Origin of the sequence: Nocardia camponoti (assembly GCF_014646135.1) — a bacterium.
GTDB classification, from domain to species: Bacteria; Actinomycetota; Actinomycetes; order Mycobacteriales; family Mycobacteriaceae; genus Nocardia; species Nocardia camponoti.
The window spans coordinates 1-12034 of record NZ_BMMW01000007.1; the positions used below are offsets into that span (position 1 = coordinate 1).

Sequence of the window (12034 nt, forward strand, 5' to 3'; positions counted from 1 at the left end):
AAAAAATTGTGTGTGAGAAACCCCCTCGCGCGCGAGGGTGCGGTGGGAGGGTGTTTTTCGGGCCGGATTCGGTAGCGGCGGGGTCGCTGTAAGTCGGAATTACATCCGTGCGACTCGCAACACCTTGTGTTGTTCCCATCTGTCGGACACAACATCTAGACTATGAGGTGGATCGCCAGGGCGGTCCAGCGAACCATAGGAAAACCCCTGGAAAACGCCGAGGCCCTAGCCGGGAATCGGAACCGGCAGGGCCTCGAGGTGTCTTGGTAGGACCACCCCGATGTTACGTCACCTGGGTTAACGCGGCGCGTTGAACCACGGTGATCCTTTGCTCAGTTCTTGCTTTCCGGCGACAGGCGCCTCTCCTCGGCGTACCCGGTTCCACTACTTCGGCGACCACCGCCGGATCGGAGCAAGAACACGATGACGAGCGAACGGGACGACCCTCCCTCGCAGAACCTGGCCACGACGTCGGCGCCATCGCCGGCCACGACCTTCGCCGCGATGCCGCGCTCGCGGTTGGTGCGGGAGCTGGAAACGCTTCCCCCTGATCAGCTTCGGGTGATCGGACTCGGGCCCTCGATCCTGCTGCTTCTCGATGTCGTCGTGGCCGTCGCGCACGTCGTCGTCGACGACAGCGACCCACGGCCGCTCTCGGAGCGGTTCGACTGGCTCGAGGAGGTGACGGCCCCCCTCGACGCGACGGAGGAGCTCGACGAGTTCCTCCAGCGCTTGACCGCCATGCCGGAGCTCGAGGTGGACCGCTGGGGCAAGCGCCTGACCGATAACGGCTGGCAGCTGTTCGCGAAGCGGTTCCTCGGCGCCGCCCGCTACGACCGGCTGGCCAAGGCTTACCGCGCCGATGCGGCCGCGGTCACCGCGCTGCTGCGCTGGCTCAACGAAAAGATCCAGCCCTTCGCCGTGGCGTTCGACGACCTCATGGCCTACGTGCCAGAGAAGAAGGTCCGCACGCTGCTCGGGCAAAGCGGCGACGGCGCGACCTCGGTCGTGCGGGGGCTGCTCGCGCTCGACTCGGTACTCACCGGTCTGATCGAGGTCGACTTCGATCTGCGCGCGATGGACTCGCGACCGGTCGAGACCGCCGGCGACCTGAGCCAGCTCATCGCCGACCTGCGCACCCTGGCCGCCGGTCCGACCCGGACCCTGCTCAACGAGATGAGCACCCGGCTGAGCAACAAGCTCATCGGCGCCCGGCAGGCAATGGAGACCTCCGTCGACGGCGTCTCCCAAGCCGCGTGCTCACTGACCGAGCTGATCGACCGGCTCATGCGCCAGGCCTTCCCCAACGAAATCGTCATGGGCTGGATCGAGCGCTCCCCCGGCCGCAAACTCAAGGATCTGACCTACCGGAAGAACGACGACCCGGCCAACGAACTGCTGCCGACCAAACGAGCAACGGCCTTGTGCTTCATCTACGGCGGCCGCATCGTCGACGAGCCCTCGCCGTTCCACGATGCGGCCGCGACCGCGGTCGTCGAGATGCGGTTCCAGCTCGAACGGCTCAAGCACGCCGACAGCGGCGACCCTGCCGAGAAGGAAGGCATCGCCCGGCTCGCATTCGGGGTCGAGGCCTTCCTCACCCTCGCCATCCGCATCGGCTGGTTCGCACTCGAAGCCGACCAGCTCCAGGAGATCCGAACTCGGCTCGCCGCCTAGGACGCCAGCGCCCCGCACCGGTCACCAGACCGGCGCGGGGTCCGCGTTCCTGCGGCCCCTCGGCTACGTCGAAAGTGTCGGCCCTGTCCGGCATACTCGCCCCATGGGCGCTGCCGACCAGCCGGACACACCACTCGTCGAAACCCGCGCGACGGTCGCCGACCGGGCGACGGACGCCGAACCCACCTCCAGCACAACTGATCTCGCACCGCAGCTGTCTACGGCTGCTCAACAACGCATCGCGCTCGCCACCGCGGCCGCGAAGGCGCCGAACACACGCGCGGGCTACGCGATCGACTTCGGTCGATTCGAACGCTGGTGCGCGAAAGCCAAGCAGCGTGCACTCCCGGCCCACCCGCACACGGTCGCCGACTACCTCACCGATGCCGCGAGCACCGTTGGGCCCGACGGGAACCCGGCCTACTCCCCCGACACCCTCGCCCGCTGGACAGCGGCGATCGCACACGAGCACCGCGCCGCCGGACATGGCTCACCGTGTAGCGCCGCGGTCGTCTCCGACACCCTCTCCGGCATCCGGCGCCTGTACGCCGCCGCCGGTCTGCGTCGGCCTCGTGGGGCCGATCCCCTTCTCTCCGATGAGATCCGCGCTCTGGTCGGCGCCGCCTCCTCCGGCCATACTCTCGCTCGACGGCTCGCCGCGCGCCGCGACGCCGCCCTCATCCTGATCGGGTTCGTCGGCGCTCTGCGCTCGGATGAACTGTGCGCGGCCGACGGCAATGACATCGTCTGGCACCGGCACGATGGACTGCACCTGATCCTCGGCCGGACCAAAGGCAGCCAGGAGGAAGCGGTCACCGTCGCGGTCCCCCGCGCCACCGACCCGACGGTGTGTCCCCCGTGTGCGTGGCTGCGCTGGCGCGCGGTCCTGCACGCCCACCACGACGGCGGCCGCGGCGCTGTCGGGCTGCTCATCGAGTCCGAGACCGATGCCGGTCTCCCCCACCACATCTGCCTGCGTCCCCCCACCGCTGTGCTTCCCGATCGGTGCTCGGCGTTCCGGCCGATCGACCGCCACGGCAACGTTCGCCCGATGGCACTGGACGCGGAGTCGTTGACCGACATCCTGCGCCGCCACCTCACCACGCTCGGCTACACCACCGCCGAGATCAAGAAGTTCAGCGGCCACTCGCTGCGCGCCGGGTTCGTCACCGCCGCACTGCGGGCCGGAGCCAACGAGCGGCAGATCATGCGCCAGACCCGACACAAGAGCGAAGCGATGGTGCGCCGGTACCAGCGCGAGAACGCTCCCCTGGTCGACAACGCCGTCAACTCCCTGCCACTGCTGTGACCACCGAGAGGGCGCTGGCCCGCTACGGGTACGACTGGGCGCGCTGGACGGACTGGGCGACCGCACGCGGCTACGACGCGTGCCCGGCCGACCCGCTGGCGATCATGGCCTACCTCGCCGCACACGCAGGGTCGACGAGCACCAAGCGCGGCTGGGTGTCGGCGATCAACCACCACCACCGCGCCGCCGGCTACCCACCGCCCGGCCGCGCCGCCGCGGTCAAGGCCGCGTGGACCACGGCGCGCCATCGCGCACAACGAGATCGGGTCGATGAGGTGGTCGCGACCCTGCCGGAGTGGGGCTGGCCGCAGGGCTTGTTCGGTCGCCGTGACGCCGCGATCCTTGTCCTCGCGGCCGCGGGTCTCCCCCACTCGACCATCGCCGCGCTGCGCCACAGCGACATCGTCATCGCCTCCGATTGTGTGATGGTCGGCCCTCAACCGCTGGCGGTCCTCGATGAGCGTGATGACCCTGACCGGTGCCCGGTCGCGATCATCGACCGGTGGCTAACGGCCACCTCGTTGATCGGCGCGAGCATGATCCCGGTGCGGGAGTGGCTGACGACCGGGATCATGAGGCCGGGCAGCCGGTCACCGTCGACTCCGTCCGCGCCGCTGTTCGTTGCCATCGATCGCGATGGTCAAACACCCTTCCCTCCAACGCATCTTGCCCCGAGCTCGGTCCGGGCGATCATCACGAACCACCTCGAGGGGCGATCCCCTGCTCACCAAGCGCGGTGCCGCATCCCGATCGCCAGCTCCCCGCCGCCCGAACCCGAGCCCCCACGGCTACCCGACACGCACGCCCACGGTGTAGCCGCTCGCCGCGCAGCCGTGGATGCGTTCGCCGCGATCGATCAAGAACTGGAAGCTGCTGAGCTACAGTTCGATTTGCGCATTCGCCAGGTCATGACCGAGCTCGGCTGGGAGTAGATTCTTAGCGCGCCTTCAGCGTGGCACCGGACTTGAGCCAATAGTTCGAGCATGCACACGAAGCCTCGATCTCCCCGCCGGTCGGGGGGTGATGCACGGTGCATCACTCGACACGTGGGCCGTCTTCGCCGTGATCAGCGAGGGGGCTGATCGGCACCCGTCGGAGGTGCTACCTCGGCGCCGCCAAACTCCCGACCATCAGTCCGGACCTCGTACGCCATTCACAGATCGCTGTTCCAGCGATACCATGCTTCGAGACGGTCGGGCCGCCTCGTCTCCACACTTCGTTGAGCGATAGGCACTTTCGGCCGCTCCCCGCAGTGATGCACCGTGCATCACTGCCACCACCTACTCTCACTCACCCTCCCGGTGTGTCGCGCCAATTGAGTTCCATTTCGACTGCGCCTCGAGTATGGTGATCAATACAGGGAATACATGTATTTGGGAGGCGCAAGTATGACGACACCCGGTTCCACTGGCAAAAGGCTGCAAAAGCCCGGCTTTCAGAGTCGCATCTTGGGTCGCCCGGGCGGAACCGGCCTCAAGCCCAAGGCTTACGAGGCCGAGATCTCCGGCGCTCAGCATGATGAGATCCCCCCGCAGACTGGAGGACTGGTCAAGGCTCTAGCGTCAATCGCTGACCGCGCTGCCGCTGAAGGTGTTTCCATCGCCCAGTTGCCGGTCAGTCGATTGGCGCCTCATCCGCACAACGACCCGGAGCGCTCCGCGCCTCAGCCTGAGTCAACGCAGTGGAAGGTCCTGCTGAAGTCTGTTCGGGAGCAAGGCGTTCAGATCCCCTGCCTTGTGGTCACCCGCGCAGCTTTCGTAGAGGCTCACCCAAACCTCGCCAGTACGTTGGCCCCCGAGTGTGAGTATGTAATCATCTACGGCCACCGACGGTGCGCGGCGGCAGCTGCGGCGTCGGTGGAGCTTGTGCCAGCGATTGTCGACGATTCGATCCTGGTTGGGGCCGGTGACCTCGATCGAATGACGATGGAGAACTGGGGCCGCGAGGACCTCAACCCCATCGCTTTGGCTCACCAGTTCGCTACGTACAGCACCGAACTGGGCCTGGGACAGCGCAGCATTGGTGAGCGACTGGGCGTCGACCAGGCCACCGTGAGCCGCCACATGCGGCTGCTTTTCCTGGTTCCCGAAGCGCAAGAGGCCGTCCGAACCAAGAAGCTCACGATGAACGTGGCCGTCGAGGTGGCCACCGACTTGCCCTGGGGACCAGCACGTTCATGGCAGAAGAGCGTGGCCCCCGAACAGGACACCGATGAGCGGGCGGAAACGCAGCGCAAGGTGCTCGCATTGGTCACCGAGCACGGGATGACGCCGACTCGCGCAGTGTCGAGGATCGTCGCCGAACGCGAGGCTCGCGCGACCGCGGCAGCTGCTGGAATCGAGGTGATCGCCGATCCCGCCGAGCGCTTCGACTCTGATCCGGAAGCACACCGGATCGCCGATCCCGCGGAGGCTGATACCGACGCGCTACTTGCCGCCATAGACCCTGACACCGGCAACCTCGCCTACTACTCCACCGCCGTACCTGAGCGCGCCACTGGCGAAACGAGCGAAGCTACTGATGGTCGTACCCCGGCCGGGAACAATGACCCCAAAGGCAATCCGCAGCGGTCGAGCGGAAACGATGTCAAGTTGCGCGCGGAGGCACAGAGACTGAGGAGGGTGGCTGTCGCGAAGGTCGCGAGCCGGGGCGTAGGTCGCGACAAGCTCGGCGCCTGGCTGATCGATCAGTTCCGCTTCCGCATTCGAGCCACCGACAACTCGCGCGCGTGGAAGCTCGCCTTCGACTGGGCTACAGCCAATGACGGCCTCGACGCGGCGACCGTAGAAGCCTGGCAATCCGAGCTGGAGCAAGGCGTCGACCTCAAGGCGCGGAACCGTGCCGTGTGGGCAGTCTCGCTGGCCGCTGCTGAACTTCGCGCCTCCGACAAGGCGCATGTCTGGGACGGGGGCGAGCGCGCGTACTTGACCCTGCTGGCCGATGAGGGATACACGCCGACTGAGTGGGAGGCCGCTCAGCTTCGGGGTATCGGGAGCGGCGAATGATGAATCCACTAGGGCAGTCGCGCAGGACTGATGCACGGTGCATCACCCGCGATTCCATAAGCCGGAGCGCCCAAACGACTGCCGCTGATGCACCGTGCATCACCAATGAACTCCACCTGTCCAACGCGGTGATGCACGGTGCATCACTGACGAAGATCGCCGCATAGGAGCCCGATCATGCCCACCTACGCCTTCATGAACCTCGCGGGTTCGACAGGGAAGACGACCACTCTGATCGCCACAGCGTGCGGACTCGTCCGACGCGGATACAAGGTCGAGGTCTACGACTTCGACATGCAGGCCAACGCTTCGACGGTGTTCGGCTACCCCTACTACGAGGGCAACTCGATCGTCGAGGTGATGACGGGGGCCAAGACGATCGCGGAGACCGCGCTCCCTGCGCGCGTACTCAAGGGGCTGGATCCCGAAACTGGCGCCGAGGTCTACGAGGAAATCAAGAACCTCACTATCGTGCCTACCTACCGCAAGGCGTTGTCGGAGATGAGCGTGGACATCCCTCGTAAGCCCGCCAACGTCAACCGCCTACGACGGGCGATGATCGCCGATCTCGACCAGCGCGCTGATGACGAACTTCCGGATGTGCGGTTGATCGACTGCGGCGGGGTCGCCTCTCCACTGCACCCCGTCGCGGCGTTGGCGACTACCGCAGAAGACGATGACCGGCCGGGCGCATCGGGGATCATCACGTGCGCCAAACCGGCTGGCAAGGAAGTCGAGGGCGTGCCGGACTTGATCGAGGAGCTGAGCGAGTATGGCGAGACCTACAATCGTTCGGTCGAGTTGCTGAGCATCGTTCCGTGCATCATCCCCGTCCAGGGCGGAGCGGTGAGCAAGGCCGAGCAAGACGAGCGCCAGTATCACTTCCGGGTCGCGAGTGGGTACCGGCCGATGCTGGACGACCTGACGGACGCATATGGGGATGCGTTGATCGGAGGTGTCACGCCTCCTGTCCGGCGGACGACCCACGTCGATCATGCGTTCACCGCCCGAGTGCCTTTCCCGCACTACCGCCCAGCCGAGACCCGCGACGTCGTGGCCGACTACGACGCTGTCGTCGACTTCCAAATTGCTCGTGGCCTGTTCCCGGCGCGGGTTCAGTGATGGCGGAGCGGCAATCGACGGTCAACGTCCCACGAGCACTGCTTGAGCGAGCGCGGAAGGCGGTCCTCATCGTCCGCGATGCGGGCAACCCGAGCTATTCAATGGCTCGATTCACCCGTGAAGCGTTCACCGCCAAAATTGCCGAGATCGAGCGCGTCTACAACGCGGGCCGGGCGATCGTGGGCGAGTCCCGCCCTTTGAAAGCCGGCCGACCAACCAATGAGTGATGCACGGCGCATCACGTCCATTCGACCACGGAGCAGGGGACTGCGATGGTGACCAAACAGCAAGTGAATCCGGCCGAGATGTTGCGCGATCAGGTGCGTACCGCAGCCGAGCTCGTGCCACTTCAGACCGACCCGGTGTTGCTGCAACAGCGGTCAAAGTTGGAGATGCGCAGGGAAGCGCAGAACGCCCGGCGGATCCGTCGGGCCTACCGCCGTGATGCGCTCGCCGCGGAGCTTGAAGAGGTGCGGGCGTTGCGCCGGGCTCGGCGGGCGGTCCGCCGCGAGGAGCAGACACGTCGGTCGATGGAACGTCTAGCCAGCGTGGAGTTGCGTCGCCTGCAGACCTACCGGCGCGCGATGTGGACCTCGCGAGGGCTTGTCGTGTTGGTGTGTGCTGCGCTCGCTTGGTCGGCGGTTAATGTGCAGAGCAATCTCGCCGCGGGCATGTCGCCAACTGACCCACTGTGGTGGTTGTCGTTCGCGGTCGAAGTAGTGATTAGCGGCTTCGTTGTGGCACTGATGCTGGTAGCCACGTCGGCTTCGTTGTGGGGTGTTGACCTCGACCGGGGAAAGATGGTCCGATTCGAGATCGGGCTCATGGCCGTCACCGTCGGCCTCAACGTCGGTCCACATCTGGCCGCGGGGGAGTGGGGGACCGCCGCGCAGTTCTCTGCCGCACCGGTCATGGTGGGTGCCGGAATGTGGCTCCATGGCTGGATCGCGCAGCGCTATTCGCTCATCTTGGCGGAGGCGGACAGTCGTGTCGCGACTGCCGAAGCTCAGGAGGCGGTCCTTCCCGAGCGAGCGGCCGTGGAGGGTTCCTCGGCGCCGGCGGGCGCCAACTCGGAGTCGGCGCCGATGGCGCACCTCGACTTGCGCCGACTGGCCGAGGAGATCGTGGACAAGGTGGGCTACTCCAACCACTACATGCCTGATCGAGTTCGCGTCGTCGAAATCGTAGAGACGATCCTGACGACCTACGAGTCGGGTGAGAGCGTCGACGCGATCGCCAATCAACTCAATCTGCACACGGCCGACGTAGTCGAGGTGATCGATCAAGCAGGACGGCTGGTTGACGAGCACGCTGACGCTTTCACTGTCACAGTGACGTAATTCGGCTGCATTCTTGGCACCCAAGAATTCCTGCCCAATGCCGACTCTCCGGCGGGTTCGACGGAACGGTGCGGCGCTTCTCGAACGACAGAATGTGGTGGAGACCATGGATGAATACGCACGGTTTCCGTGTTAATCTGGACAAGCAAAGAACCATCCCTCGGGGCTTCGGCCCTGACAGACGGTCTGGCCCCTGGTGTCAGCTACGGCCCCCAGGGGCTGCTCTGTATCTGGGGTCAGGTGACCGGATCGACGAAGTGCATACGGGCCCGGATCGGCTCCACCAGATTCTGATCACCGCGGCCGGTAATGGACTTCCGAAAAGCCGAGGAGACCAAGTCCGGCAACCACAGCAGGTGCTCGAACTTGGGGGAGACCATCTGCACCTGCATTCCGCGGTGGATCTTCCCCTCTCGGCGAAGGTCGGCGACGTGCTTGCGGTCAAAATTCGCGCGGTTGCGCGGAGTGCGTTCCTCGAAGACTGCGAGATCGACACGCGGCCAACTGGGGCCGCCGGACGACAGCGCCGACAGCAGGCCTCGCAGGCACGCGCGCCGGGCTTGCTCGACATCGGTGTCGGTTTCGTTCACCTGGTGCTCGTGGGCGAGTAGGCACAGTTCGGTGCCTTGCCCGAGGTACTCGAGCATCGCCAGTGTCTTCTTCCAGCCGTCACCGGTCAGAAGCTCGTCGGTTGTATGCCAGAAGGTTCCTCCGGCAATCTCGCGCAGCCGAAACCGCAGATCGACCATCTCTGCGCGGTCGACTAGTACGGCCGTGAACACGTAGAACGCGGGCAAACCAGCACCAGGGCGCTGGAACGTCTCGTCGAGGTAGGCCACGGGGCCGGCGGTGTTCGCGTACGCCCGATCCAGTCCGGGGTGCGAACGTTCAGCTGACATCGGAACATCCTGGCACACGAGCGATTACTGCTCGACGGGGAGCAATCGGCTGAGACCGAGCTTGGGGCCAAGGCAGCCTCAATGACATCGCTCAGTCCTCCTCGATGAGGGCTGCGCCGAGCTCGCTCATCAGCAGCGCCAGCGCGAGTTCGTCCGGATCGCCGGGGTCTTCGGGCCCGGTGTCGGGCGGCGCGGCGGGTTCTGCGCAGGCTGAGCGGGCACCGGGAGCCACGGATTCCATGTAGTCGTCGTGGTCGGCGGCCACTGCCGAAGCGTTGACGTAGCCGGACAGTTCGCGGGCTGTCCAGTTGTCCAGGACCATGTCCCAGAACCCCCAGAACTCACTGCGTTCGCGCTGATGCCGAGAGATTCGGTCGTTGCGCCGTTGATCTGCTTGTGCGCTGATCAGCGGGATATTCTGGGGGGTGCGCGGTGTCCGGGAGATCCAGCCGTGTCCGTGGTCGACCATGCCTTCGGCGGCCAGGGTAGCGGTGGCACGGGTGACAGTCGCGGCGCTCACCCGCGCCGCGGCGGCGAGCGCACGGGAGCCGATCGAGGCGCCAGGGGAGGGTTCGATCGCGGTCAGGATCGTGTGTACCCACCAGGCGGACAGACCGAGTTCACCCCACACTTGATGGACTGGCTCAGGTTTGGCGGCAAAGGCCTCCCATTCGGCCGCTCGCACGGGTTTTCCACCGATCTGGGGTTCGACCAGGGTTAGCCGGTCGCCGGCGTGTGTGCGTGCCGACCAGGCTTCTACGAGGCGAACAGGTGAGCCGTCCGTGCGGATCAGTTTCTGCAGAACTGTCCGGGTTGTGTCGTCGCCGAGTACCCCGGCTGCCACTGCCAGCCAGCGACCTCCCACCGCAGCGTTTCCTCGTCCGCTGAGGGAGATCGCATAGGCGAGAGCAGTGACGACGGCCAACGCGGAGAAGGTCTGTTTGCCTGTGAATTCACCACTTTCGAGAATCCACTTTCGTGCGGCCGCGAGTTTCCAGCGAATCGGTCGGAGTGCAGACATCCCCCCTGTGTGTAGTTGCTCGGGTTTATGCGCGGAGTGAGACGATTTTCCTGCGATCTTCGCCGCGGCTCGGCCGCGAGCGTGGGCGATGGCCTTGTTCCACTCGACGCCGAGCCGGTGCTGTGCGTCGCGGCGGCTGGTGTAGGCCGCCCAGAACGCGGCCCAGGGCGGGGACTGGCGGGTCGCGCGAATGTCGTTCAGCGACCAGCCGCGTGAGGCGTAGTGGTACAAGGTCGCCTGGCGGGACTCGCTGGGGGACTTGTGGTGTGGCGCCATGGTGCCGTGCGCGCAGAAGTCTGGAACCCACCAGGGCACCGGCTTACGGGTCGGCGCCGGGTCCACGGAGTAGTCGGCGTCGACGACAAGGGCGTCGAGGGCGGGGCCGGTCGCGCGGTCGTGATCCTGTTGTTCCGGCTCGCTGAGTCGGCTGCTCAAGAAGAGTTCGGGCGTCGCGGCCGCGCGGAGCTTTCCGACGAGACCCGGTGCGGAGCGGTGTTCGATGACGTGGAGGGCGTCGTCGAGCTCGCAGAGCAGGGTGCGGAATCCGCCTCCCTTGCAGCGTGATCCGGGGATGGTGATACATCCCTGGCCGGGGTTGAGCATCGGCTGGGCGTCCAACGTCGGCAGTTGCTCGCACAGTTCGCGATACAGCGGCCGAATTGTGCGCTGGGAGACCGAGTCCTGGAGCGGGACGTAGACGTGGACGCCGCCGCGGGGGCTCGCGTCGGCGAACCAGCGGCCGCCGACGATCGTGAGCCAGGACGTGAGGCGGTCGACATCGCGGGCGATGGCGGCGCGACGGTCGGCGAGTGGGCCGGATTTCGGGGGATCGAAGTCGAAGAACAGCACCCAGACGCGCTCGGCGCGGTCGTGTGTCATCACGGCGGCGGGTCGGTCGGGCAGACGGCCCCAGAACAGGCGCCCCTCGTCGTCGTACTTGCCGGTTTCGGAGGCGTACAGCCGCATCCAGTGGCGCCCGGCAAGGCGTGGGGCCAGTTCGCGCCACAGGCGGTGAGCCGTGTCGCGGTCGTCGAACCCGATCGGGGGCTCGAGCAGCGCAGATGCGCTGGTGATGTCAGGAGAGTGGGTCTCGGAATGGTCGACACGGCTCGATCCGGTAGCGCCGGAAAAAGGGCGTGTTGTATCCTCGACCTCAGGTTCCTTCAGCAAGAGAGGTCCTTCTCTACGGGTTGCTGAGGGTGCACCAACGGGGACGAGTTCGCAGCTCGTCCCCAAGACTTAGATTGATGACTCTCGGCTCTGCCAAGCCGGGGGTCATTGGTCTTTTTGGGGCACTTTCGGGTCTATTGAGTTGTAGTTATCGCCGGTCTCGGCGGTTGGGTCTTACGCGGACTCTCGCAGTACCTCCTGGTTCAAGTCCCGCAGCAGTTCCTGTTCTGGGACGCCCACTTCCCGCGCAAGCAGCGCGGTCACGAAGCGCCCTGCGCTGAGCCCACGCTCTTTCGCGATCTCGTCGAGCTTGGTCTTCGCAGTTTGCGACAGCCACAGCCTCTTCGCGACCAGCTCGAATTGCGGGTCGGGTCCGGGTTTTCCGCTCTGACGTGCCATGGCGACCATCCTTACATGCGTGTCATTCAGGAGGCTAGGCGACACGCGAAACCCTGGGTCCAAAGTTCGGGGCATCGGTTTCCTGCACCTCC

10 protein-coding genes and 1 pseudogene are annotated in these 12034 nt (G+C 65.8%); 8 read left to right on the forward strand and 3 right to left on the reverse strand.

Annotation, left to right across the window (positions count from 1 at the left end; genetic code table 11):
* Positions 1–423 precede the first annotated feature (423 nt).
* The 8 genes and pseudogenes from IEX78_RS22925 to IEX78_RS22955 all read left to right on the forward strand — a co-directional run bounded on the left by IEX78_RS22925 (position 424) and on the right by IEX78_RS22955 (position 8453).
* Positions 424–1677 (forward strand): hypothetical protein, encoded by a 1254-nt coding sequence (locus IEX78_RS22925; RefSeq protein WP_188831148.1) that lies wholly within the window; start codon positions 424–426, stop codon positions 1675–1677.
* A 103-nt stretch (positions 1678–1780) separates the two neighbouring features.
* Complete coding sequence (locus IEX78_RS22930; protein ID WP_188831149.1) at positions 1781–2986, forward strand: site-specific integrase; 1206 nt, start codon at positions 1781–1783, stop codon at positions 2984–2986.
* Positions 2983–3918, forward strand: a complete 936-nt coding sequence (locus tag IEX78_RS22935) for a site-specific integrase (protein ID WP_188831150.1) — start codon at positions 2983–2985, stop codon at positions 3916–3918. Before IEX78_RS22930 ends, IEX78_RS22935 begins: the two co-directional genes overlap by 4 nt.
* 456 nt (positions 3919–4374) lie before the next feature.
* A pseudogene (locus IEX78_RS24905) lies at positions 4375–4860 on the forward strand (hypothetical protein); the annotation flags it as partial.
* A 45-nt stretch (positions 4861–4905) separates the two neighbouring features.
* On the forward strand, positions 4906–5991 hold the full coding sequence (locus IEX78_RS22940; RefSeq protein WP_188831151.1) for a ParB/RepB/Spo0J family partition protein: 1086 nt from the start codon (positions 4906–4908) through the stop codon (positions 5989–5991).
* A gap of 177 nt (positions 5992–6168) precedes the next feature.
* Entirely contained in the window at positions 6169–7113 is a 945-nt protein-coding gene (locus tag IEX78_RS22945) for a ParA family protein (RefSeq protein ID WP_188831152.1), read from the forward strand.
* Positions 7113–7340 carry a 50S ribosomal protein L7ae gene (locus tag IEX78_RS22950; RefSeq protein ID WP_188831153.1) on the forward strand — a complete coding sequence of 76 codons (228 nt, stop codon included), beginning with the start codon at positions 7113–7115 and terminating at the stop codon, positions 7338–7340. Before IEX78_RS22945 ends, IEX78_RS22950 begins: the two co-directional genes overlap by 1 nt.
* Positions 7341–7385: 45 nt before the next feature.
* Entirely contained in the window at positions 7386–8453 is a 1068-nt protein-coding gene (locus IEX78_RS22955; RefSeq protein WP_188831154.1) for a hypothetical protein, read from the forward strand.
* Between the two features lie 236 nt (positions 8454–8689).
* On the opposite strand, the gene IEX78_RS22960 is transcribed toward IEX78_RS22955, so the two are convergent.
* The 3 genes from IEX78_RS22960 to IEX78_RS22970 all read right to left on the reverse strand — a co-directional run bounded on the left by IEX78_RS22960 (position 8690) and on the right by IEX78_RS22970 (position 11942).
* Positions 8690–9352 carry a hypothetical protein gene (locus IEX78_RS22960; protein ID WP_188831155.1) on the reverse strand — a complete coding sequence of 221 codons (663 nt, stop codon included), beginning with the start codon at positions 9350–9352 and terminating at the stop codon, positions 8690–8692.
* 91 nt (positions 9353–9443) lie between these two features.
* The gene (locus tag IEX78_RS22965) at positions 9444–11543 is read right to left on the reverse strand and encodes a hypothetical protein (RefSeq protein WP_188831156.1); all 2100 of its coding nucleotides are present in this window, start codon (positions 11541–11543) and stop codon (positions 9444–9446) included.
* A gap of 174 nt (positions 11544–11717) precedes the next feature.
* Entirely contained in the window at positions 11718–11942 is a 225-nt protein-coding gene (locus tag IEX78_RS22970) for a hypothetical protein (RefSeq protein ID WP_188831157.1), read from the reverse strand.
* Positions 11943–12034 lie beyond the last annotated feature (92 nt).